The organism is Sphingomonas faeni (assembly GCF_003053745.1).
Classification (GTDB): domain Bacteria; phylum Pseudomonadota; class Alphaproteobacteria; order Sphingomonadales; family Sphingomonadaceae; genus Sphingomonas; species Sphingomonas faeni.
Genome location: NZ_QAYE01000007.1, coordinates 270,191 through 294,615, shown reverse-complemented (window position 1 = coordinate 294,615; position 24,425 = coordinate 270,191). Strand labels below are relative to the sequence as shown.

Annotated in this window: 25 protein-coding genes and 1 tRNA gene; 23 read left to right on the top strand and 3 right to left on the bottom strand. The window is 58.3% G+C overall.

All coding sequences use genetic code 11. From position 1 onward, the window contains the following. Window positions 1-66 precede the first annotated feature (66 nt). A complete protein-coding gene (locus C8J25_RS14450) occupies window positions 67-561 on the bottom strand; it encodes a hypothetical protein (protein WP_107955012.1) in 495 nt (164 codons plus the stop codon). A gap of 88 nt (window positions 562-649) precedes the next feature. On the opposite strand from C8J25_RS14450, the gene C8J25_RS14445 reads away from it, so the two are divergent. The 21 genes from C8J25_RS14445 (at window position 650) to C8J25_RS14350 (ending at window position 21,290) form a co-directional block, all read left to right on the top strand. Next, window positions 650-901, top strand: coding sequence for a hypothetical protein (locus tag C8J25_RS14445; RefSeq protein ID WP_107955011.1), 252 nt, complete (start codon window positions 650-652; stop codon window positions 899-901). 266 nt (window positions 902-1,167) lie between these two features. Further along, window positions 1,168-1,716, top strand: a complete 549-nt coding sequence (locus C8J25_RS14440; RefSeq protein ID WP_107955010.1) for a recombinase family protein — start codon at window positions 1,168-1,170, stop codon at window positions 1,714-1,716. Between the two features lie 284 nt (window positions 1,717-2,000). After that, the gene (locus C8J25_RS14435; RefSeq protein WP_107955009.1) at window positions 2,001-5,036 is read left to right on the top strand and encodes a hypothetical protein; all 3,036 of its coding nucleotides are present in this window, start codon (window positions 2,001-2,003) and stop codon (window positions 5,034-5,036) included. Window positions 5,037-5,081: 45 nt separating this feature from the next. Next, window positions 5,082-5,474, top strand: a complete 393-nt coding sequence (locus C8J25_RS14430) for a hypothetical protein (protein ID WP_107955008.1) — start codon at window positions 5,082-5,084, stop codon at window positions 5,472-5,474. A 2-nt stretch (window positions 5,475-5,476) separates the two neighbouring features. Further along, entirely contained in the window at window positions 5,477-7,033 is a 1,557-nt protein-coding gene (locus tag C8J25_RS14425) for a hypothetical protein (protein ID WP_107955007.1), read from the top strand. Between the two features lie 14 nt (window positions 7,034-7,047). Continuing rightward, window positions 7,048-8,925 (top strand): portal protein, encoded by a 1,878-nt coding sequence (locus C8J25_RS14420; RefSeq protein ID WP_107955006.1) that lies wholly within the window; start codon window positions 7,048-7,050, stop codon window positions 8,923-8,925. A gap of 202 nt (window positions 8,926-9,127) precedes the next feature. Further along, complete coding sequence (locus C8J25_RS20305; protein ID WP_146173342.1) at window positions 9,128-9,466, top strand: hypothetical protein; 339 nt, start codon at window positions 9,128-9,130, stop codon at window positions 9,464-9,466. Continuing rightward, a complete protein-coding gene (locus tag C8J25_RS14415; protein WP_146173341.1) occupies window positions 9,466-9,903 on the top strand; it encodes a hypothetical protein in 438 nt (145 codons plus the stop codon). The genes C8J25_RS20305 and C8J25_RS14415 overlap by 1 nt, the downstream gene beginning before the upstream one ends. An 11-nt stretch (window positions 9,904-9,914) precedes the next feature. Further along, entirely contained in the window at window positions 9,915-11,009 is a 1,095-nt protein-coding gene (locus tag C8J25_RS14410) for a phage capsid family protein (protein WP_107955004.1), read from the top strand. Between the two features lie 90 nt (window positions 11,010-11,099). Further along, entirely contained in the window at window positions 11,100-11,672 is a 573-nt protein-coding gene (locus C8J25_RS14405; protein ID WP_107955003.1) for a hypothetical protein, read from the top strand. Then, window positions 11,672-13,060, top strand: a complete 1,389-nt coding sequence (locus C8J25_RS14400; protein ID WP_107955002.1) for a packaged DNA stabilization protein — start codon at window positions 11,672-11,674, stop codon at window positions 13,058-13,060. Before C8J25_RS14405 ends, C8J25_RS14400 begins: the two co-directional genes overlap by 1 nt. A 2-nt stretch (window positions 13,061-13,062) precedes the next feature. Beyond that, entirely contained in the window at window positions 13,063-13,695 is a 633-nt protein-coding gene (locus C8J25_RS14395; protein ID WP_107955001.1) for a hypothetical protein, read from the top strand. Beyond that, a complete protein-coding gene (locus tag C8J25_RS14390) occupies window positions 13,692-14,156 on the top strand; it encodes a hypothetical protein (RefSeq protein ID WP_107955000.1) in 465 nt (154 codons plus the stop codon). Before C8J25_RS14395 ends, C8J25_RS14390 begins: the two co-directional genes overlap by 4 nt. A gap of 47 nt (window positions 14,157-14,203) precedes the next feature. After that, window positions 14,204-14,926 (top strand): hypothetical protein, encoded by a 723-nt coding sequence (locus C8J25_RS14385; protein WP_107954999.1) that lies wholly within the window; start codon window positions 14,204-14,206, stop codon window positions 14,924-14,926. A 1-nt stretch (window position 14,927) separates the two neighbouring features. Beyond that, window positions 14,928-16,661 carry a hypothetical protein gene (locus C8J25_RS14380; RefSeq protein WP_107954998.1) on the top strand — a complete coding sequence of 578 codons (1,734 nt, stop codon included), beginning with the start codon at window positions 14,928-14,930 and terminating at the stop codon, window positions 16,659-16,661. Continuing rightward, window positions 16,661-19,213, top strand: coding sequence for a hypothetical protein (locus C8J25_RS14375; protein ID WP_107954997.1), 2,553 nt, complete (start codon window positions 16,661-16,663; stop codon window positions 19,211-19,213). The genes C8J25_RS14380 and C8J25_RS14375 overlap by 1 nt, the downstream gene beginning before the upstream one ends. Window positions 19,214-19,282: 69 nt before the next feature. Continuing rightward, window positions 19,283-19,576, top strand: coding sequence for a hypothetical protein (locus C8J25_RS14370; RefSeq protein WP_107954996.1), 294 nt, complete (start codon window positions 19,283-19,285; stop codon window positions 19,574-19,576). Window positions 19,577-19,639: 63 nt separating this feature from the next. Then, a complete protein-coding gene (locus tag C8J25_RS14365) occupies window positions 19,640-19,858 on the top strand; it encodes a hypothetical protein (RefSeq protein ID WP_107954995.1) in 219 nt (72 codons plus the stop codon). Continuing rightward, entirely contained in the window at window positions 19,858-20,313 is a 456-nt protein-coding gene (locus tag C8J25_RS14360) for a hypothetical protein (protein ID WP_107954994.1), read from the top strand. The genes C8J25_RS14365 and C8J25_RS14360 overlap by 1 nt, the downstream gene beginning before the upstream one ends. Before the next feature lie 34 nt (window positions 20,314-20,347). After that, window positions 20,348-20,818, top strand: a complete 471-nt coding sequence (locus tag C8J25_RS14355; RefSeq protein ID WP_107954993.1) for a surface-adhesin E family protein — start codon at window positions 20,348-20,350, stop codon at window positions 20,816-20,818. Between the two features lie 4 nt (window positions 20,819-20,822). Continuing rightward, entirely contained in the window at window positions 20,823-21,290 is a 468-nt protein-coding gene (locus tag C8J25_RS14350; RefSeq protein ID WP_107954992.1) for a hypothetical protein, read from the top strand. Between the two features lie 136 nt (window positions 21,291-21,426). Here C8J25_RS14350 and C8J25_RS14345 read toward each other — a convergent pair whose 3' ends face one another. Next, complete coding sequence (locus C8J25_RS14345) at window positions 21,427-21,879, bottom strand: hypothetical protein (RefSeq protein WP_146173340.1); 453 nt, start codon at window positions 21,877-21,879, stop codon at window positions 21,427-21,429. Window positions 21,880-22,044: 165 nt separating this feature from the next. Between C8J25_RS14345 and C8J25_RS14340 the strand changes: the two genes are divergently transcribed. Both C8J25_RS14340 and C8J25_RS14330 read left to right on the top strand, forming a co-directional pair. Then, window positions 22,045-23,340: a DNA-methyltransferase gene (locus C8J25_RS14340; RefSeq protein WP_107954990.1), complete on the top strand. Its 1,296-nt coding sequence runs from the start codon at window positions 22,045-22,047 to the stop codon at window positions 23,338-23,340. A gap of 324 nt (window positions 23,341-23,664) precedes the next feature. Next, window positions 23,665-23,741: transfer RNA gene (locus tag C8J25_RS14330), tRNA-Arg, on the top strand. Window positions 23,742-24,131: 390 nt separating this feature from the next. Here the strand turns inward: C8J25_RS14330 and C8J25_RS14325 are convergent. Beyond that, on the bottom strand, window positions 24,132-24,392 hold the full coding sequence (locus C8J25_RS14325) for an SWIB/MDM2 domain-containing protein (protein ID WP_031394799.1): 261 nt from the start codon (window positions 24,390-24,392) through the stop codon (window positions 24,132-24,134). Window positions 24,393-24,425 lie beyond the last annotated feature (33 nt).

Sequence of the window (24,425 nt, the reverse complement as noted above, 5' to 3'; positions counted from 1 at the left end):
TCGATAGTCTCGTCCGACATCACGGCCCCGTTCAAAGAGCTGCCATCAACCCGTTGAACGCTCCGCCTACAAGGCGGCCCTCAGACCGCGCTTACCCGATTTGCCACGTAGTTCGTCCTTCTCCCAATCGCGAAGTCCTGACTCGGTCAAGAATGACTCGAACTGTGCATCGCCGATGTAATGGAGGTTCGTAGGCTCCTGCCAGCGAGATATGAGGCGAAGCAAAGAGTAATGGGCTTCCGTCACCGCATTCCAGATCGCTGGAATGATTTCAAACTCGCGCTGATTCAGCTTCACTGAACGGTCAAGCAGATTAGATCGCTCAAATTTTACTCGCTCGATATAGCTGACATATTCGTGCTTCGTAGCTTCGAGTTGCCTTTGGCCTTCCTGCTTTGCCGCCTCAAGCTGTTTGTCACCTTCCAGTTTGAGCGCCGCAAGTCGGGTAGTGAAGCGCGCGTCCAGCCACTTGCTCGCAACCACCTTGGCACCGGCCCACATCAGAGCACCCGTTGTCACTGCGCTGACGCCAACCGTTCCCAGCCACTGCGCTAATTCCACGAAAATCCCCCTGCAATGGCGGCGACTGTCTGCGTTCGGAGTCGGGGAGGCAAGAGGCGCTAATCGTTGTCACCGGCTTAAATACTCGATGGACGAACCAGACTTCCCAAGCTTCACTGACCGACAGTGGTCGATCTACGCCAGCAGCCAAGCCACCACAGCGATTATCCAAGCTGGTGATCTCGCAGAGCGTCATAACGGCATCGTCGCCGATCAGCGCACGTTGCTGACGCTGATCGATCATCTGACAGCCGAACTGACAGAGATGAAGGAGACGGTCGCGCTACTGGTTGCGATGATTGTCGAGCAGCACGGTGGGGAGCGAATCTGCAAAATGTAAAGCCAACTGTCCAAAAACTTTCAACTCCCTGTTTTCCGAGTCTTTTCCACCTCTTTCTGACCTTCGCGACACAATGGAATTAACTCTGATTCGAATGTTGCGCAGTCGCTGACAGCCTCGAACACGGTCCCGCCACTTATGGGTAGACCGCAACGTTACGTCAGTTTTAGACCGGTTACTCCCACCATGGCGTCACATTAGGGTTGCTTTCGTCAATATTACACCTGTAAGCCTGATCTTAAAGAACCATAAGTGACAGGTGGCGCATGATTGTCGGCTACGCACGAGTATCGACTACCGATCAGGATAACACGATACAGACGGACGCGCTGACCGCAGCGGGTGCGGAAAAGGTGTTCGCAGAGCGCAAGAGCGGGACGACCGCGATCAACCGGGACCAGCTTCACGCGGCTATCGACTTCGTTCGGGAGGGCGACACGCTGATCTGCACGCGCTTGGATCGTCTCGCACGGTCAGCGCAGGACTTGCTGACGATCATACAGACGCTTGCTGACAAGGGTGTCGGGTTCCGATGCGCCGAACAGGCGGGCGTCGATACGACGACGATCAGCGGCAAGCTTACACTGACCATCTTGGCGGCGGTCGCAGAGTTCGAGACCGCGATCAGGAAGGAGCGTCAGCTTGAAGGGATCGCCGCCGCGAAGGCAAAGGGGACGGTCTACAAGGGGCGTCAGCCTTCAATCGATGTGGCGAAGGTCCGGGATATGAGGGCTTCGGGGCACGGGCCAGCCGCAATAGCGAAGGCGATGGGGATCACGCGACAGTCGGTCTATCGGGTGACTAAGGAAGGGTAGCGCAGAGGGCCAACAGCACGGTCCACGAGCCCGCACAGCAGCGATCCCATGGCGGTCGGCGCGAAGGTCAGGGCAGGGCTGACGACGCTCACAGGGGCTGTGAGGGGACCGTTTCTGGACCCCCGCCCCCCGGTGGGGCCTCTTGCATGACCGGGCTCGGAGAAAACTACTACCACCCACCCCCATAGTCTTTTCAAAATTTAACCTTTCCAATTTTGGGAACAGGTCAGAAGTCGCCATCCACGCGGCGTCCTCGCGGAACATCGCTGTGAATAAATACATTCATGGCTCTTACGATCAACAACCCCAAATACGGCAATATCCTCGTTGTCGCTGATACCATTGCTGAACTTCGCACTGTATCGACCAAGCAGATTCAAGACGGTTATTCCGCGATTGTCGCGGGTGATCTTTCTCCCGGCGACGGCTTCGGTGGACTGCTTGTCTGGAACGCTACCTCGACCGCAGCCGACGATAGTCGGACAGTCATTGCGTCTTCCGATGGTCAGCCGGGGCGTTGGGTCAAGATTGCGGTGGGGCAGACCGGCGCGACCGGCGCGACCGGTGCGCAGGGATCGCCTTCGACGGTTCCGGGTCCGCAGGGTCCGGTTGGACCCGTTGGCACGGTCACCCCGGAAGTCGTCAACGCACGCGATGCCGCACAGCTTGCCGCCACCAGTTCGGCCACGTCAGCGAACACCGCAAACATCGCCGCAACCAACTCGCAGACGCAGGCCAACCGTTCGGCTGACTTCGCCGGAGCGGCGCAGGCCGCAGCCGCAGGGGCGATCTACCCCGACACCACCACGGCGCTTGCCGCAGTCACCACAGAGGGTGCGCCATTCCTCGTGCAGGGTGGTCCGAACAATGCCTACGCAACCCTCTACCGCAACGTAGCGGGCGCAGCGGCCAGTCAGAACCTGTCGATCCCGTCAGCCGCCGCACTGGCTGATCTGAAAGCCAACTATTCGGCACAGTCGATCAAGGCTGTGACCGCAGGCGGCGATCTCCCGAACGGCACACCGATCGGAAGCGGCGCGTGGCTTATTCCCCCTGCTACCGGCGCGACGATCGCCGCGACCAATCCCGACGTGACCCGCAAGGGCGTCAAGTATGTGGTGAAGGTTGCTCCGGGCTCGGGTGTCGCGTTTCAGGTCAACCACCAGCATGCAGTCGATATCGGTCAGTATGTCTACGGCTCGGTCATCGTCACCAAGGCGAACGGCGCTGCATACCCTGTCAAAAGTGGCGCTACCGAATACCTCACTATCGGAAATGTCCCCCAGAATGGCGGCGTACAGCAGGGCTTCGCACAGTCGGACGCCGCCGCAGTAGTTAAGGTCGAAGATATCTCGGCAAACTCGCGCCGTTATGTTCTCGGTGGTCAGTTGACCACCGTCGCTGGTCCACTGAATTTTAGCTTCATCTATGTTCAGAACACCACTGCGACAGAGATTCAGGTCTCCGGCTTTGCCATCGCGACTGCGCCGTCCAAGGCCAGCGACATCGACTACACTGACTACGATCCCACGCAGACCGGCGCACTCGATGTCCGCTTGGATGCAGTCGAAACAGCTACCGGCAACATCGCGGAACCGATCCCGGCTGGCGGCGATCTCCCGAACGGCGCGCCGAAGTATAACGGTTCGTGGCTTGTCCCTCCGGCAAGCGGAAGCATCACGCCCGCTACCAACGCCACACTGCTGTCCCTTGGCGTCGAGTATGAACACCACCTCGTCACCAACGATGGAAGCTACTTCCGCATCGATCTCCCGTCTGATGTTTACGCAGCCAATGGCGATTTTGTGATGGGTAGCGTGATCTTGCGCAAGAACACCGCCACGGCATGGTCTTCGATTGAAGCAGCAGGTGAATTCCTGACAATCTCCTGTATCCCGACCGATAACGCGACGCAGAACAATGTGTCCGTGACCGCAGGCGCGACCCGCACCTTCGAAGTGATCAGCGACAACATCCGTCGATACAAGATCACCGCACAGCTTACGACGCTATCGTCCCCGCTCGATTGGGTCATTGTTTACCCACATGCCTTCCCGGCCGAAATGTGGGTGTCGGGCTTTGCGTTCGCGACTTCGAACAGGCCTATCGTTGATCTCGACTACACCGAATTCGATTATGCACGCGGCGCAGAGTTCAACACTCGCCTGACCAATATCGAAGCGGTCGTCGGCACAGCGGACCCGCAGCCGGAACCGCTGATGCTGTTCCCGTCGAGCCTTCCTGTCATTCAGGGTCAGCCTATGCCGCTGTATCGCAGCCGTCTGACCGAACGCGGCACCAGCACAGCATACAAGTTTGCAGTCATCGGACGTGGTTCACGCCTCGAAGCGGTTCGGTGGGATGACGGCAAGCAGCTTGCAGTCGATGGTGCGCGCTTGTCGGGCTCCGGCTACATCATTGCACAGAACGCCACCGGCACGTTCCGTCGTCCGGTCAACTTCCGTTCTTCCCCGGCGACGAAGACCGGCAATCCCACCTACAAGCTGCTGACCATCGGCGACAGCCTGTCGCAGCAGGGTCAGACCTCGATCCTCGAAGCCAAGCTGATCGCAGCCGGTGTTCCGGTCACGATGCTTGGCACCTTCAAGGATACTGGCGGAAGTTGGGGAGAGACCCGCGCATCGTGGGCGGCTCTGACCTACACGAACGCACAGACTGCGGTGAACTCGGACGGTAGCGGCGGTATCAGCCCCGTCAGCAGCCCTTCAAGCTATCTGGCACTCGCTACTCCATACGGTGGTCCGAACGACGACTACGGGCCGCGTTGGGGCTCTAACCCGTTCATTCGTCCCGCTACGGGAAGCGATCCCACCGCGAGCGTGAAGAACGGCTATATCTTCGACTTCCAAAGCTACCTGACCCGGTTCAACGTGGCCGTCCCGACCAGCGTTGATATCAACCTGTTCATGAATGACTATCTGCGTGGGTTCAGCGTAGCGGACTCCATGGCGTCGCTGGATATCATGGTGCGATCCATCCGAGCCGTGTCACCGTCGATCAATATCAGCTTCGGTTGCTTCGGCCATCAAGCCGAAGGATCGCAGACCGGCTTACTGACATTCACCAAGGCAATCCTGACGACATACGGTAACCGCGAAGCGGAACGCTTCTATGTTCTCCCGCTGTGGGAAGTTGTGGACCCGGAAATCGGCTACGCCTTCGCCGCACTATCAGGCGCAAACGCTTATGGCGTCGAGCCTGTCAGCGTCAGCGACGGTATTCATCCGCCGCGTTTGGGCACAGCGCATGGACAGTGGGCGCAACTTCGCTTCGCACATCACATGAACCTGATTGCGTAAGCAGCAACCGTTCCGGGACATTATCCCGTTCGGATAAATATCTTCATGGAAGAAGATAAGAACAATGTCGTCACCTTGCGCGACGATAAGACGAAGAAGTTTGTCAAAGGCGGTGTAGGTAATCCGGGCGGGGCCATTGGTCCCGTCCGTGAACTCGCGCTTATTGAAAAGATGTCCGTCGAGCAGATGTATCGCTCGCGAGCCGTTGAGGTTTTCGAAGAACTCATTCGACTGATCAAGGACAAGAAGGTCGCGCCGACTGCCAAAATTGCTGCGATCAAGGAATTCAACTCCCGAGCGCTCGGCAACCCGTCATCGACCACCATCATCAAATCGGGCGAGGATGGCAATGACCGTATCGATTTGAGTGAACTCGACGATTCCGTTCTGCGCACGGTCGCCGAACTTGCAAGCCGAGACCCACGCGGACGCCGCTGATCGTGGCGCAGATTTCGCGCCGGGAAGCGCAGGAATACGAACGCGAGCTTTGTCAGCGCAACTTCGTAGATTTTATCCAGTTCGCATGGCCGCAGATCGACACCGCGCCATTCCGCGCGAACTGGCACATCAAGGTTCTCGCCGACCACCTCCAAGCCATGTTGGACGGGGCGGCAGAACCGCGTCTGCTGATCAACATTTGTCCCGGCTCTGCCAAGTCAATGATCGTCAACGTGATGTTCCCGGCGTGGGTTTGGACCCGCGATCCGTCGAAGCGCATCATCTCGGCATCGCATAAAGAAAAGCTGGCGATCCGCGATAGCGTGAAAAGCCGCCGCCTGATTCAGTCCGAATGGTATCAGCGCCATTGGCCCACGCAATTGCAGGGCGATCAGAACGCCAAGGCGGCATTCGAAAACCTCTCGGGTGGCGCTCGCGAGGCGATGCCGTTCACCAGCATGACCGGTAGCCGTGGCAACATCGTCATCATCGACGATCCCCTGTCGGTCGATGACGCAAAGTCACCGGCATATCGCGATTCTGTCAAAGAGACCTTCCTTGAAGCCGTCCCCTCTCGACTGAACAACCCCGACACCGATTTGATCATCGTCGTGATGCAGCGCCTTCACGAAGAAGACATCTCGGGCGTAATCCTCGACAAACCCGATCTCGGCTATGACCATTTGTGCATCCCACTTTTCGCCGATGGCGAAGTTCGGAAGCCGACAAGTTTCGGTTGGACCGATCATCGCGAGGAAGGGGAGAACATGTTTCCCGCGCGATACACTGATCGCGTGGTCAAGGGCTACAAGTCGAGCCTTGGACCGTTCGCGTTTGCCGGTCAGTATCAGCAGCGTCCCGTTCCAGCCAATGATGGGTTCTTCCTCGCTGAATGGTTTGAAGACCGGTATAAACTGAAAACCGCCGATTATCCCGGCACGCTCCCGAAACATCTGCACTATTACATGACCTCGGATCATGCCCCGTCAGGGAATGGTGACTATAATGTCTTCCGCATCTGGGGAGTCGATACGACCAAACAGCTTTGGCTCGTCGATAGCTTTCGCAAGAAATGTATAATGGACGAGGCGATGGGCATCGTTCGCGATAGTTCAGGGAAGACTACTATCGCTGAAACCGGCGCGCTGGCCTTGATCCAAAAATATAGTCCGATGTGCTGGTATCCAGAAAACGACAATACTTGGATCGCTATCAAGGGGTTTGTCCATTCTGCGATGGTCGAAACGCAGACTTTCTGCCGCATTCAGGAACTGCCCACCAAGGGGAGTGGCGACAAAATGGGCAAGGCGGTCGCGTATCAGGCTATGGCATCGATGAAGCGCATCCACCTACCGGAAGGTCCGATTGGTGACGAGGCGCTGAAAGAATACGCCACATTCCCAAACGGTAAGCACGACGATCAGGTGGACGCTGACGGCGCAATCGCCCGCGCACTGGCTGACGCCATGCCCGCGTTCGCACCCGAACCAGTAGTTCACAAAGTGCGGGACGAGTATGAACAGCGCTACGTGGGGAACGACTCCGACTCCTGCTGGTAAAACTAAATACCAGCATGGAAATCGAGAACGACGGCTACAAGCCGCCCAAAAGCAGTGATGAACTTCGTAGGTTGGTCGATCAGTATCTGAACATCACGCGTGAAAACTCGGTGAAGGTCCGTCGTGACCGCGATTACTTCGACGGTCACCAGATCAGCGGCAACATGCGTAAGGAGTTGGAAGAACGCGGTCAGCCGATCATGCCGGTGAACAAAATCGCTCCCGGTCTCTCCGGTCTTATGGGCATCATGGATGCCGGGGTGGCTGACCCCGAATGTTGGCCGCGTTCGCCGAAGTCGCAGGCCGCCGCTGACATCGCCACCAAAACGCTTCGCTATGTCACTGACCGTGCCAAGTATAAGAAGTCCCGCCGTCAGACCTCTGAAATCTTCCTCATTCAGGGTTCGTGCGCGGCGATCACGCAGTGGGATGGGCGTCACATCACCATCGAGCGTATCCGGTGGGAGGACTTCATTCATGACCCGCTATCGCGCGAACATGATTTCAGCGACGCCAAATTCTTCGGGATCGCCAAACTACTCGACACCAGCGATGTGAGGGCGCGGTTCCCCGATACCTATGACGATTTGCAGTCGCCGAAGGGGGATTTCGGCGATTTCTTCGACGACCAGTCGAAGGCACGCTGGTGGTCGTCGCCAAAGCGTGACCAGCTTCGTGTCGTCGATCTCTATTACCTCGTGATCGATCAGTGGCACCGCTGCGTCTTCACGGATGGTGGGTCACTGTATGCAGGTCCATCCGAATACCGTGACGACTTGGGTCAGTCGATCTCCCCAATCAACGCGATGTCGTTCGAGGTGGATTTGCGCGGCGACCGCTATGGCGCTGTGCGCAACATGGTCCCCCTTCAAGACGCGATTAACAGCCGAAACTCGAAGCTCCTGCATCTGCTGAACCATCGCCAGACGCAGCAGACTGACATGTATGCTCCTGCCGCGAACAAGGACATTGCGCGCCGTGAAGCCGCAAAGGCTGACGGGACGATCCCCTTCGGGTGGGCACCTATTCAGGCTCCTGATCTCGCACAGGGTCAGATGTTGCTCTTGCAGCAAGCGCATTCCGATCTCGACCGTATGGCCCCTACACCGGCTGTTCTGGGTCGTCTGTCAGGTGCGGCGGAGAGTGGGCGCAAGGCGCAGATTCTACAGCAGGCCGGTTACACCGAACTTGCTCGCGCCTTTGGTCGCTTCGAAGAATTCGAGAAAACCATCTTCGAGAAGGCTTGGTTCGTCGCGCGCGACTACCTCGACCAGCCAACCATGATCCGTATCACAGACAATCCCCGCGCTATGGAATGGACCCAGATAAACGAACCAATCCTTGGCCCGGTCATGCAGCCGGTAATGGACTCGGCGACGGGCGAACCGGTGATTGATCCTGTGACGGGTCAGCCGATGACCCGCGTTGCGATGGGCGTGACGGGCTATAAGAACCGCATCGCTGAACTCGATTTGGACATCATCATCTCGACCGTCCCGAGCAATGCCACGCTCGAACAGGAGGTGTTCGAGACCATCATGGAAACCGCATCCAGCCTTGGCATCTCGCCGCTTGATCCGAACTTTGATGGTTTGCTGGCCTTCATGCCGATCCCGAACAAGCGCGAGACGCAGGACCGTCTCAAACAAATCCGGGCGGAGACTGAACAGGCAAACGCGCCACAGGCACAGCAGCAGGCACAAGTTGCAGAGGCAGCGCAGCAGCTACAAGCGCAGGCGTTGCAGGCCAAAACCGCCAAGGATGCCGCGCACGCACAGAAGACCACTGTCGAAGCGCAGCAAATCGAGCTTGAAAATCATCACATCATCGACCGCAGCGTGATGAATGCCGCATATGGAACGCCGTTCAATAGCGGCATTCCGTTGAACTGAACGGCATAATGTCGCGCGAGTATAAATAAGTATGTCACGGCAGGCATGTCGTAACGGTGCCGCCAACCTTTGGGCGATTTCGAACGATGATCTTCCGCACGATCATCCGGCTTGAACGGGCCGCAACCGGACAGTGTGCCGCCGACAGATTCGAACGGGCGTTTCGCGACTGATGTCACGCGTAGATGACACAAAGAGGAAAATGGAAAACAGCAATTTAGACGGATTTTTTTCGCACGATACTTCGAACGAACCTGAAACGGTAATCGAAGAAACCGCCCCCGAAGTTATTGAGACCGAAGTGGCGACACCCGAAGACGAGGCACCCGCCGAAGTCTCGGACCCCGTAGAACCATCCGCCAAGACCGAAGACCGCAGTAAGTGGGTTCCGGTAGATGCGCTGATTTCAGAACGGACCAAAGCGAAACAGTCATCGGATGAAGCTGCAAGTCTTCGTCAGCAGATCGCAGACTACAGGCTGCACAGCAGGCGCAGAACGTCCCTGACCCTTACGATAACCCCGCTGGGTATCACCAGATGATGCAGCAGCAGATGCAGGCGCAGGTTGCGCAGCAAGTCGCATATCAAAACCTTACTCATTCTCGAAACCGCGCCGTCGAAAAATACGGCAAGGAGCAGATGGATGAAGTTGCAGATTGGGCAGGCCAGCAGGCTAACGCCAATCCGCAGTTTGAAGCGCAGTTGTTCGCACAAGCTGATCCCGCTGAATGGGTAATCGCAGAAAAGAAACGCGCCGATGAACTCTCGGCATTCACAGCAAATCGCGAAGCATTCATTCGCGCCGAAGCTGCGAAGCTCGGGTTCGCTGAAATCTCCGCACAGCCGGTGATGGAAGCACAATTCACCGTGGCTCGAAAGCCTTCCGGTCCCGCAAGCATCGTCAACGCAAAGTCGCGTGAGACCGTTGCTCCGCACAAACCCGAAGACGCCTTCGATGCCATTTTCAAGAAATCGTAAAAAAGGAATAAATGGCAAACTTCAAACTCGTTTCCGCCAATGAAAAGCAGGTCTGGTCGGAAAAATACGCACTGGAATACGTTCGCACTTCGGCACTTCTGCCCTACATGTCCACCGCGTCTAACGCGATTATCCGTATGGATAAGCAGCTTGGTGGTCAGGCTGGCGCAGTAATTCATTTCCCATACTTCGCGAAGTTGCAGGGCGCTGGCGTCACTGGCGGCGCAACGCTTATGGGCAATGAAGAAAATCTCCGCAACTACTCCACTGCCGTTCGCGCCTCGCTGCGTCGTAATGGTGTGAAGATTCAGGAGTCGGAGACGTTCAAGACTGAACTCGATATCTACAATATCGCTCGTTCTTCGCTGATCGCGCAGTCGGCTGAAAACCTTCGCAACGATGTCATCGTCGCTGGTCAGTCGGTGATCGTCCCCGGTGGCAATGACACTGACGGCAATCCGCTCGAAGATACCTACGTCCCGTTCGCAACTTCGAGCGTCGCACAGAAGAACGCGTGGCTGGTCGCAAACACGGATCGTGTTCTGTTCGGCAACAAGCGCGCAAACTCGTCCAGTGGCGTGTTCGCAACCGCACTCGCAACCGTCGATGCCACGCAGAAGCTCTCCGCTGGCGTCATCAACATGGCGAAGGCGATGGCGAAGAAGTCGGCACCGTTCAAGATCACCCCGTATCGCTCGGATGCAACCGCAGGCCGTGAATGGTTCGTGCTGTTCGTTGACTCGGAAGGCTTCCGCGATCTGTCGGTTGATCCCATCATCTACGCTGCAAACAAGGACTCGCGCGAGCGTGGTCTGGAAGACAACGTGCTCCTACAGGGTGGCGATCTCATCTATAACGGCGTGATCATCCGCGAACTGACTGAACTGACGACCGCCGCTGCTGGCGTCGGTCATGCTCTGCTTTGTGGTGTTGGCGCTCTTGCTGTCGGTGTTTCGAAGATGCCTGAACCCCGTGTTCAGGCTTGGGATTACGGCATGGAAAACAACGTCGCCGTTGTCGAAATCCGTGGTCAGGCCAAGTGCTCGGCTGCTGGTGTTCAGACCGGTATCGTGTCGATCTTCCACGCTTCTACCCCGGACGCGTAATCGACTTACTCCAACATGGAAGGGAGGGGAGAAATCCCCTCCCTTTTTCGTGTCCGGGAGCGTGAAGACTACCGTCAGATAAATACTTCCATGAACTGCATCGACATTATTTCACGCGCGCTCCGCCGTATCGGCGTCGTAGCCGGTGGTGAACTCCCCACCGATATTGAAGCGCAAGACGCGCTCGAAACGCTCAAATCCATCTACGCTCGGCTACTGACCGAAGGCGCATTCGGCGAAATCACGTCCACGATCCCTGCGTCAGCCTACACCGCAGGCGAGAATGAACGCGTCATCATCTCAACGCTCGCCGTGACCGATGTCGAGCTTCCCGAGACCATCACTGAATGCGGTCGCGAACGTCCAGTCCGCGATGGCGCGATCATCGTCATTGCCAACCATCTGACGAACCAGACCACCACCTATGTCCGTGACGGTCAGGCCAATGTCTGGTGCGATATGGACAATCTCGACCTGACCAGCGCCGCGCCGTTGTCGCGCCGTGACGCTATCGGCTTGTCGTCCTATCTCGCGCTCGAACTCTGCGACGAATACCGTCAGCAGCCGTCAGAAATCACCATCCGCAACGCCGCGCGCTTCACAATGGGGATCACGCATAACTGGTCTGAACCCCAGACCATCGGGCGTGGGGTCTACTTCTGATGCCCGCCGTCCCGCTCGGTATCGCGGCATATTCACGCCAGTCAGCGGCACAGCCTGAAACCCGGCTGGTGAACATGTATATGGAGGAAGACAAATCCGGTGCGTCCCCGGATGAATTCATGCGCTTGCAGCGTCCGGGTCTGACTCGTTTCGCCTCGCTGACGCAGGGTCCGGTTCGCGGCCTTTATCAGTCTGATAACTCCATCTCGAACATCCCCATCGTCGTCGCTGGTCCGAAGTGGTTTCGCCTCGACGGTGCCGATATCGTCGCCATCGCTGACTTGCCCGACGATGGCGCGACCGTTCGTATCGAAGCCACCTTCGAGCGCGTGGGCGTCATATCGGCCGGGGAATTCCATGTCTGGAATGGTGAGACCACCACGAAGGTTCAGTTGCGCGACACGCTAACCGCCGATGACGCGACGCTGACTCTACGCGACCTTCCCCCGATCATCGATCTCGATGTGCTGAACGGCTATTTCATTCTTGGGACCAGCGGCGGCACTTTCTACTGGTTGGTCCCCGGCGAAAACTCGGTTCAGGAACTCAACTACGCGACCGCCGAAGCTCTGCCTGATGGCCTGATCGCGATTAGGCGTTTGCGCGATGACGTGTTCATGTTCGGCGCAAACTCGATTGAGGTCTGGCAGGCTACCGGCGACGCCAACGCGACGTTCAGTCGTGCAACGGGTCGCCTTGTGGATCGGGGCATCATCGGACGCGATAGCCTCGCCATCTATGACAACTCGCTGTTGTGGGTTGGTGACGATTCTATCGTTTACCGGATGGGGGACGGTATCCCGGACCGCATTTCGGATTTCGGTATCGAGGAGCGATTGAAGAACCGCACAGACGAGCCATCGGCGTGGGTCTTCACCTCTTACGGACACAAATTCTACGTGTTGCGCATCCCCGGTCAGGGGACGTTTGCCTACTATGCTGACACCAAACTCTGGTGTGAGTTTTCGACGCTCGGGGCAACGGAATGGCGTCCTCGGCTTGGGATCGATACCGCCACCGGGGCGCTATGTGGCGACGCAACCGGCGCGCTGTTCAAGCTCGATCCAGATAGCTCGCTCGATGACGGTCAACCGTTTGAACGGCTCGTCAGCGGGACTATCGCGCTACCGTCAACGCCAGTGCCGAATTCCTCGATTGCTATCGGCGTCGGGACCAACATCCCCGCTGTCTTCCGTCTTCGTTGGAATGATCCACGTCGCGGTTGGTCAGAGCCGCGCGAGCTAATGGCGCGTGGGGAGGGCGATATTCTTAACGCGTGGCGGATGGGCATGGCTCGCGCACCATCGCGGACGTTCGAAATCTCCACCGTCTCCCCGGCGCACATCCGCATCTCGGGAGCCGTGGCGAACGAAGGTTGGAGGGTCTGACAATGCCGCTCAAACTTTCCAACTTCGATCTCGCCAACGCCATCGTGAACATTAAAGATGGTCGTCCGACCGTGGCCTTCCATCGCTGGATCAACGACACGGTGAAGTCGATTCAGGCTAACGTGAACGATCTGTCGAAACTGGTCGATGACATCGCGTTCAGTCTGCGACAGGCCGGGATCGCGATTACCACTGCAAACGAGGCGAAGGCGGCGGCGCTGGCAGCGGCAGGGGCGGCAGCAGCAGCGGGCGTCGTCGTAAACAGCTACGTGGTGGAAACGGGAGTGCTGACTTCCGCGATCGACCCCGGCGATCCCACCCATGCAACCATCACGGTTGCGAACCATACCCGGATGTATGGCGACGCCACACAGGTCGCAGTGACCGGCGCGACGATCAGCGGTCTTGCGCAATCGACCCAATACTATGTGTCGTATCTCGACCCCGAACATCTTGGCGGCGCTGTCGCCTACGATGTCACCACGGACCAAAGCGAAGCCGGTCAGAGCGGGGATCGTCACTTGGTGGGCGGCTACGCAACGCCATCATCCACCGGCACAGGCGGGGGTGGGGGGACCACGCGCGCTCCCGGCATTCCGTCGTGGAAGTTTCCCGATAATGTGAACATCGAATGAGGACGTTCGACCCCACCGTCCACAACATGATTGGCAATCATCCTGATGTGGTCAGGTCATTGGAATGGAATCCCGAGGATCATCCTGAAACTAACGGATGGCTGCTGTTTGGAAACCTGACCGAAGACCCGGCTTCGTATTGGCTACTTCACAATGAACCGCAAACGCTTGCGATGATATTCGAATGGAGCGCACCGTTCACGGTTCAGATGCACACGATGTCTTTGCCGGGATCGCGTGGCAAGGCGATGATGCAGGACGCCAAGACACTGATCCGGGAGATGTTCGTGGATCATGAGGCGGAAGTGATCTGGGGAATGACCCCACTCCACAATCGTCGGGCGCGAATGTTTAACCGGCTGGTTGGCGCGAAGTCATGTGGTTTCGGTCAGCATCACGTCGCGGGTGAAGTCGAGTATTTCAGGAACAACCGCGACGATTGGTTGCGCGATCACGGCTAACCCGCTCGGTAGATAAATACTTCCATGAACAATCATGGTGAAATCTAATGCCAGCGTCGGCAGTAATTGGCGCAGCAGGCAGCGTCGCTGGCGGTATCGCATCCGGGAAGGGCGCCAAAAAGGCTGCAAAGGCGCAAGCACAGGCACAGGCGGCACAGATCGCAGCCGTCGAAGCACGGTATCAGGACAACAAGGGGCTGATCACTCCTACCGTTGACAATGGAAAAGCGGCACAGACGCAGCTACAGTCTTTGCTCGGTCTTGGTGGCGATCCCACTTCTGCTTTGGCAACGCTCGAAGCCACCCCCGGCTATCAGTTTTCGCAGTCGCAGGGTTTGAACGCCATCAACTCGAATGCGTATGCATCGGGTCAGGGCAACTCTGGTGCGGCGCTCAAGTCCGCGATGCAGTTTTCCAGCGGTCTCGCACAGCAGAACTACAACAATTACGCGGGTCAGCTTGGTAGCGTTGCGGATCGGGGCGCGAACGCCACGAACACGCTAATCGGTCAGGGCAACGCAGCCACGACGGCGATCAACAACGCCACGCAGGCCGGTGCAAATGCTACATCCAGCAATGCCGTCTATCAGGGGCAGAACATCGCCAACGTCTTGAAGGGCGTTGCAGGGGCGGCGGGGCAGGTTTTCGGATCGTCGTATTCCGGCACGACCCCGCCGACCGCATCGACGCTTCCGGGGCCTTTCACCAGCACAACCCCATCTGCATTCACATCGTCGGGCCTGAACCGAAACTACTTCGGGGGTCAGTAAGATGGCGGATTGGACCGATCTCCTTCGCGGTGGCCCCGACCCTTCGGACGTGGGCGCAGCTTTTGGACAGGGGCAGGCACAGGCCGTCGCCCTTCGTCAGGCGCGGCTCGCTGACCAGCAGAAGCAAGTCGCGTTTCAGCAGCAGCAACAGTATCGCAGCCGCGTCGCTGACCTGTTGAAGGGCAACGACATCAACGGCGCTGCTGCACAGGCGGCAGCGTATGGCGATGACAAAGCCTCGGCAAACTTCATCGCGATTCAGAAGAACAAATACGATCAGGGCGCGGCTGGTGCGGGTTCGTTCGGCGAAGTCGTGCGCGGTATCGCGGCGCTACCGTATGAACAGCGCTCGGGCGCTCTCGCGGCTGCAACACCGACGTTGCAGGCAATGGGATACGGTCGCGAGCAAATCGCCGGATTCGATCCCACTGACCAGAACCTCGCAGCAGTGGGTGGTCTGGGCTATTCCGCCAAGGATCGGGCGGGCGATCAGCAGGCCGTGTATGACGGTCAGACAGGTCGTCAGAACGCTGACACCGCTCGCATCACGGCTGAAAATCCTGTCGTGGTCGGTGGTTCGTTGGTCACCCGTGGCGGCGAACAGCTTTTCAAAGATCAGCAATTCTTCAACGCGCCCACTACCGATAACGTCTATCAGGTCGGCGGCGTTGGATCGAACGGCTATACGCAAACCACACAGAACCTCGCGCCGGGTTCGATTACGGCTGAACAGCTATATCGAACCGCTATCGAACCGCAGGAAAGCGGCGGACGTGCTGGCGTGTCTGGTCCAGCTACCCGCTACGGCACGGCGCAGGGGGCGTCACAGATGCTCCCCGGCACCGCGCGGAGTATGGCGGCGAAGCTTGGCGTTAAATGGCGTCCCGAGTTGATGACCGACAAGACACCGGCTGGTCTGGCGTATCAGCGTCAGCTTGGTGTCGCGTATGCACAGGAAGCCTTGGACAAGACGGGCGGCGATCCTCGCGCGGCTGCGATGTTCTACCATGGCGGGCCGGATCGCTCGATCTGGGGACCGAAGACGCAGGCGTATGGTGATCGTGCGGTGCGCAGTCTGACCACGCAAGCTGTTGGTCAGCAGCCGATCAATCGCGCTCCACAGATCGTTCAGCAGGGCGTGGCAAAGCCACCAGCGGGATCGCAGCCCAAACCACTGTCAGAGAAAGACATGGGGATCGCGCGCACGAAGCTTGCACAGTCGCAGCGCCTCAAAGCGCAGATCGTCCAGCTACAACAGCTTGATCCAGAGGGTGGTGCTCTGTCTGGCGCTCGTCCGTCATCGTCGGCTGGCATCTACGGCGGCGTCATTGGCGGGCGTGTTTCTGGTGCGCTCGTGGGCGGCGACACGGATCGTTTCGACACGCTGGTTTCGAACATTCGCAACACCATCACAGCAGTGACCCGCGTTCCCGGCATCGGCAGTCAGTCCGACTATGAAGCCCGATTGGCGGCGGCGACGATGCCCGAGCGAACCCGTTCAGCTTCCGGTCGCGCACAGGCATATTCTGAAATCTATCAGATCGCCTCGGACATGGAAAAAGAGATGCTTGCGCAGTCGCAGGGGGGCTTCGGCGGACGGCAGACACAGCAGGCCAAGCCTACTTCGGCGGTTCCAGCAGGGGCGGCGCAGATGTTGCGCTCGAACCCTAACCTTCGGGCGCAGTTCGATGCCAAATATGGGGCAGGGGCGTCGGCGTCCGTGTTAGGTTCGTAATGGCGAACTATTTCGACAGCCTGAAACCGAAGTTTGACGGTCTTCCGTTCGGTGCCGCGCCGCTGGTGCAGCCGATCAACACTGGCATTCAACCGGGGATCGATCCCGGACAGATGCAGCCGATGGTTCAGCCGACGATCCCGACGATAGAGGCCAACGCCTTTGATCAGTTCGGTGACGGTCAGCCACCGGTTCAGCAGATGCCGCCACAGGCGCAGACCGTCCAGCAGGCCGTTCACGCTCCACAGGCGGCCTCACAGGCCGGTCAGGGCGCTAATCCGTTCGACCAGTTCGACGAACCCACGGCAGGCGTTGAGCAGGCTGTGCAGCCTGCTGTTGGTCCCCACTCGGTTGAAACGACGGGAGCGCAGCGCATCGCATCCGAGACCTTCAACCGCGACATCTCCGAAATGGTGAACAGCGGGGCAACTCGTCAGCAGATCGATGCGCGGATCGCACAGGAACACGCGGCTGGAAATCAGGCTTCGGTGAACGGTCTCGACGAAGCGCTGGCCTATCGCGACAAGTATCATTCGCAGATCGCTGTTGGGGTCGCGAATGACGCGGGTCTGGTGAAGCCTGCCGATTACCACGGTCCAGACCGTGGCGCTGTCGATGCCGCAGGGGTCGGTGCGTTCGACTCGGTGACGCTCGGTGCGGGCGATGAAATCGGCGGGGCGATTGGCTCGACCACCAATTCTATCGCTGGTGCATTCGGTGGCGGAACGGGTGAGGACTGGTCGGACGCCTATGGTCGCGTCCGCGATGAAAACCGTCAGACCCTGACCGATGCACAGCACTACCATCCCGGCGCATACCTTGGTGGTCAGATCGCTGGCGGCATCGCCACGCTTCCCATCGGCGGCGGTGAAGCCGCGTTGGCGGCGGGCGGTATGCGCGCGGCGGGTCGGCTCGCTGGCGAGGGTGCGGTCTTGGGTGGAGCCTATGGTTTCAACAGCGGGACCGAAGGCTTCGTTGACCGTCTCGAAGAAGGCGCGAAGGGCGCGGCGCTTGGCGCGATCGGTGGCGCGGTGTTGGGAACGCCGTTGAATGCCGTCGCGCGTCGCGTCGCTATGAACCGCGCAACACCATCCGTTGGGCGTGAAATTCTGAACGCTGGTGAGCGCCTGTCTGCGGGCAATGGTATCGGGAATGAAATCCGACCTTTGGCTGGCAATGTCAGTGATGGCGGGTTGTCGGCACAGGCCACGGCGCTTCTACAGCCAACGATCACGGGCGGGCGCTTGGGTGGCCTGCACAGCGCCGTTCAGGGCTTCGAGGAACAGGCGGGACGAACCGCTACCCGTATCGGCGATGATGCGGCTGGTGGCGCTTCCACTGATCTCGTCACCGCAGCGGCGCGGGCGAACGATGCCACCAACCCCGGATCGCTGGCAGCATATGCCGGTGATACCGAACGGGCGGCGGGCTCGGTCTACGCAGCGGCTGAAACCGCTGCGAATGGCGCGCAAGTCCCCACACCTTCGACCATTTCGCGTATCGACGATATCCTACGGGATTGGGATGCGGTCCCCGGTGGCGTCCCCGGCGCTGACGCTCTCCGCGCCTTGCGCAATGATCTGGCGGCTGGTCCGAACGGTGGATCGACATCCGCAGCTTGGTCAATCGACGGTCTTCGTCGCCTCCGAACCAGTTTCGGTGATCGTGTTGAGTCGGGGCAGCGGCAGTTGCAGGAAGCGGCAAAACGGCTTTGGCCTGCGCTCTCTGACGATATCTTTCGCGGGTTGCGCGTATCTGGAAACCCTGACGCGGCGCGTCTCTACCGTCAGGCCGATCGTCAGTGGGCGCAGCGTATTGATGGAATCAATGTCATCAACCGCGTCTTGGGTAAGAATGCAGACTTGTCCGCAGATGCCGTCGCGAAGAATCTCTCGACGATGGCAAAGGGCGATTACGACCACCTTGGTCGCGCACTGAACCTTATCGATCCCGCGCAGGCTGGCGCGATCCGTGGCGGTCTGATCAATGCGTTTGGTGAACAGGTGGCATCGCGTGCCACGCGTCCGGGTGAATTCTCTTTGGAGTCCTTCGCCACTCGCTGGTCCAAGATGTCAGACGAAGCGCGCAACGCGATGTTCGCACCATCGACGGTTCGAGACCTCAACGATCTTGCCACGCTCGCGGGTTCGCAGCGTCGGGTGGGTCAGCTTGGCAATCCGTCGCGATCCGGCATCACCAACCAGAATTGGAACGAGACCCGCGCCATCACGGCAGAGACTGCCGCCCTCGCAGGCGGTGTCTGGAACCCCACCGTATGGCTCGGGCTCGTGGGAACAGGGGTGGCCGGTCGATTGCTCGCGATGCCGGGTTTCGCAAGGGCGCTCGTGCGTGGTGGTGAAAGTCGTTCACTCGAAGTGCTGTCACGTCGCCTCGGTGAAGTCGCGCGACGCTATCCAGCAGCCGAACAGGATATCGCCGATTTCCGTGGTGCGGTGACCGGGGAGGCTCCCGCACATGCGGTGACGATCAACCCCGCGTCACCGTCACCGCAGGCCAACGGCGAACCCAACCCGTTCGATCAGTTCGACTGACGCAAAGAGGATTGCGACGCGACTGAATACGTGAATAGACTCCGTTCGATTATAAATCTGGGGGTATAAATGCGGAAGCTGTTGGTCTTGCCGTTTGTGTTTTGCTTGGCGTCTTGTGGGTTCGGTGGACCGAGTAAATCGGATGCGCGTGACATTTTCAAATCTCGCTGGAATGCGGATATCGATGTCACCGATCTGCGGTGCGAGGAGGGCGGGAAAGAAGAATATAGCTGCTTCATCGCCTACAAGATAACTTGGAATAAGGGCGAAATCCCCATGTTGATCAAGGTTGACGACGCGATTTTCAGAAAAGTTGACGGAAATTGGGAAACCGATGCCTTTTCGCAGTTGGGTGGCGCGTAGCTATACGTGCATTTAAGATTGGTCGGCGTGTCCGTCGCGCCGACCATTCATATAAATACTTCTATGAAATATCTGAATTTACTTAAAGAAAAGGCCAAAGCAGCTTTGCAATGGTCTGGCGATGAAGCGCATCGTCGCGCCGTTAGCGGCGTCATCGCTTCCGGTTTCGCCTTCTACGCAGGGCATGAACTCGACTCCGCGTTCGTTGACGGCGTGCTGCTGATCGTCATCCCCGCGCTTCTCTCTATGTGGTCGTCGCGAACGCCGAACATCGACGCGTAATGGACATCGGTGTTTTAGAGATGTGCGGGGCAATCGCCGCCATCGGAACCGCTGTCGGTATGCCGCTCGCTGTCGTGCGCTGGTGCGGGGCTTACGTGTCAGGACGGGTGAACGAGGAAGCGCAGGACCGTGCCGCCGCTATCACCCATCTCGATAATTCGATCACGGCGGCTGCGGTGACGACCACCGGCAAGATCAGCGATCTCGACTCCCGGATTGCGCAGACCATCGGCCACAAGGTCAACAACCACGCGTCGCGTCTCGATGCTCTGGAACGCGCGCGTCAGTCAGACATCGAGCGTATTGTGAAGGTGGAGTCGAGCATCGCCGCCATCGACAAGTCATTGGAGCGCGTCGAGCACGGTCAGGAAAAGCTGGCGGAGACGATGAAGGATAGCTTCGCCACGCTGGCGGAATCGATTCGTGTAGTCAGGATGGTTGGTCCGAAGGGGTAAGCGAGCTAACCTGTTCTCCGACAAGGGGGACGCGATGAAGATTTTGACTGCCGTTGCGGTGATCGCGGCAACCATGCTGACAGCGGCACCAGCGAACTCAGAACGGTTCGTTATAGTGGCCGCAGAAGCGCAGGACAGTATGGTCGCCATCGATCTCGACACGATCCGAGATGTAGCAGGATATCGTCGTGCGTGGTTGACTACGGTCGTTATGGATTCTGCATATCTCAAACCGATATTCGCGCAGACGCTCTACCAATTTGACTGCAAAGCGGAGCGCTCGCAGATGCTGTCAGGTAAGATGTTTGGCGACGATCAGAAATTCATAGATGACGTGACAGGAAATAGCTCGTGGGAGTTTCCTGCACCTTCAACGTCAGCTTATCTGGCTTTGAGCTACGCTTGTGGGAAGGCGGCAAAGGAGGACGAAGTTTTGAACATCAGCGCATATCAGATGTTCAAGGCGTTCGTTGGAACGCGAACGACCGCACGACGCAAGAAGTAGACGCATGACCCGAACCACGATCACGCCGCAGCTTCTGCAAGATTTCCTCGAAGTCCACGCGATCGGCGCTGACGCTCCCGGTGGCGCTGGTCTGATCGAAGACCGATCGATTGACCGCGACAACAGCGAAGTCAGGATCGACGGCACTTACGATTTGTCAGCGGTGGCGCGGGAGTTGAACACGACCGACCCGACCGGCACGGCTCCGGGTCTAACGCTCGGATTACGACGGATTCTGATCGTCGTGGCGGTCTTGTGGTTCGCCTATTGGTTCATGGTCGTGTTCTTCGAGTTGAAAGATTATCGCTACGCCTTGCGCAATTCCGGTGGTCCTGACGGTTTCGCACCTCCTACGCTCGATGACACTTATGGTCACCTGATCGCAGCATTTATCTTTCCGCTAATCGCTTATGTAATCTTCCTGACGCTGCAATGGATATGGCGAGGGTTTCGTGGCAACAGTCGCGCATAGTTCGCGCTGACATGGCCTGAAAAGCAGCCTATCCGCGATATCTTGCTGCGCCGTATTCTTTCGACCGAGAAAGAGATCGTCTACCCCAATCTCTTCGATCAAATGAACAAGGTTTTATACGCGATCTGGAAAGGGTCTATCCCTCCGTCTTCGAAGTAGGATCGTCGCCACGTATCCGTGCGGCAATCACCTTCGCCCGTTCAACCAGCGCGTCCAACCCGCCCAAATACTCCTGACGAAGATTGATCCAGTCTTGGTCAGTCAGGACGCGGACAGCCTTGTAGCTCCGCCCCTTGAACCAGCGTTCGTTGTAATTGAAACTCTCAATTTCAGCGGCGCGCTTCTCAGTTAGTTGCTGATCGATCGCCATGAGGTTGGTGACCGTAGTTATGTGCCACCGGGTCTTGCCATTTGGTGTCGGTAGTTCTTTGCCGTCGAACGACGCGACATATGCGCTCTTGTTCAGTCCGCCACCGGGCGCAGCGCGTTCTTCCTCGAAATGTTGAATCATCGATTCCGCGTAGTCCAATGCGGCAGACTTTTTTGAGATGATGCCGCGCACTCTCCCTGCATACCGTTCATCGTTCACGCTGTTGTCCCCACTACGCTTGATACGTTGCCCACTACTCTTGATCCCACCAGTCTGACAACCGCCGCGAACTGCGGTAAAGACCTAATCGTCAGCAAGCAACGCAGCAAACTGACACAAGCAAACCAAGGAATCCTATGGGAACCTGAACGAAAGACTACGATTATGAAGACGGTCAACGCAGAACAGCAGATCAACGAATTCGTCAACCTCCTGAATAAGATCGGCGAAAGCTTTTCCCATAACGTTCGCAATGCGAACGCCCGCGCCGAAGAACTCCAAAGACAAATTGATCGTCACTCCAACGTCTACGCTAAGAGTGTCGTGACCGCAGCCAACGATGCTGAACCGATCGCTAAGCCGGTCAAGGTGAGCAAGGCGGGGAAGGGTGGCCGCTATCCCGACGCCATGTTCCTCGACGTTCTGACCACCCACTTTCAGACGGCGCGTCAGCTTCACGTCAAACTGCTTCACTCCGGCGTCTCGAAGGGTAGCATCTACGCCCGCTACCAGCGCCTTGCAGACGATCCGACCACCAATGTTGAGGCTGACGACTTCTCCTACCGTCTCAAGGCTCCTGTGACGGCTCCTGACCGTAAATCGAAGGTGGCGGCGCAGGCCAAGCGCAGCGAGAAACCGCGCGTCGTGCGGAAGGCTGCGAACGATACCAAGGCGATCCCGAAGCCGAAGGCGGCGAATGACCCGGCGCGTCCGGTGTTGGTCAACGGGGACGGTCTGGCGATGTTGCGCAAGCTTCCCAACGGGAGCGTCGATGCGCTGCTGACGGACCTCCCCTACGGTCTGACGGGACATGGTTTTGATCCAGTCATCGACGTTCAGGAGTGGATGGACGAAATGCTGCGGGTCGTCAGCGATCGTGGCGCAATCGTCGCCTTCGCCAGTGGGTCGTTCACGTCTGCGCTGACGCAGGCTGGTGGGGATTTCTTGAAGGACCGTCTTGTCTGGCACAAGCCGAAGGCGACGGGACAGCAGTTGCTGCGACACATGCAGGCGCATGAAGACATCCTGATTTTCAGCAAGGGGACGATCGTTCGCCACTCGAAGCGTCAGATGACGTTCAATCCGCAGAACACCGTCCCGAAGCTGGCGACCGGGCGAAAGCATCCGATGTCGCACCTGAACTCGAAACCGCGCGAGGGTTGGGCGGGTTCCACTTACATGAGCGCCAGCAACTATCCCCGGACGGTGCTGGAATTCGGGAAGGACGCGGGCAATATCCATCGTTTTCAGAAGCCGGTCGCGCTGCTCGAATATTTGATCCGCACCTACTCCAATCCCGGTGAATTGGTCGTCGATCCCACGATGGGTTCCGGTTCGGCGGCAATCGCTGCGATCAACTGCCAGCGTGCCTTCATGGGTGCCGAAAACGGCATCGACGACAAGGGGCGGGTCATTTTCGATCTGGCGAAAGTCCGGATCGACGCAGCACTGGTCGATTAACCCGAACGCACTAACCGTTGCCCATTGTTCCCTAAATGTTCTACATGGGAGCGATGGGCAGCGCGCATTTCGAAACCACGACGGATTTCATGCGGCATCGCGCCGACATGCGAATCGTCTGCGAATGCGGGCGCGCCATCAATGTCCCATTCGCAAATATCTTAAAGTTGTTCGGAGGGTCACCGATCCCCATCGCCACTGCCCGATCCCGGCTCCGGTGTAAGCGCTGCTTCAAGCGGGGGAAGGTCATCGTGTCGCCAGTCCCTACCGTGCGCAGATGATCTGGACCGAACGCAGCCGGGTCATTATGGAAGCGGGGTGCGTGGCCCCATAGCTCAGCCGGATAGAGCACCAGATTCCTAATCTGGGGGCCAGTGGTTCAAATCCACTTGGGGTCACCACAGCCATCTACATCGTCGAAAATATGTTCCCCCAGACGCTGCGGGGAACATCTCTGGGAACGCGCCCAAAACGCCTGTTCCCCCAGCGTATACCCCAGACGATAAACGATTATAGCGGACGCAAAAAACCGGTAGAAACCGGCGTTTTGTGTCGATCCGTCGAATGATTAGGAAACCGTCGCTCTATCCGGCTGAGCTACGGGGGCATTGGCGGGCGCAATACGCCGGTCGGGTGGGACGATCAAGCGCGGGGCTAGCGTCCGGTCGTGCGCGGTAACGTTCGAGCCACGACGATAATCTCGATATTACGAACCCTCAACAAGGTTCGATCAAGGGGCGACGGGTATCGCTTACGATGCCCCGTCGCCGCTTGCCGTGCAGTGCTGGCGGTTAGGCCTTGACGTGCTGCGAGATGTACTTGTTCATCTCGAACATCGTGCACTTGTCACGCCCGAAGACCTTCTTCAGCTTCTCGTCAGCCAGAATCTCGCGCTTGTTCTCGGGGTTCTGCAGGTTGTGGGCCTTGATGTAGACCCAAACCTTGCTGATCACTTCGCTGCGCGGGAGCTTGTCGTTGCCGACGATCTCGCCGAGTTCGGGAGAGGGCTGGACGGGGGCGTGGATGCCGCCGGTCTTGGGAGCTGTAGCCATAAGCATTCCTTCCTGTTGCGCGCGTGCGTTGGG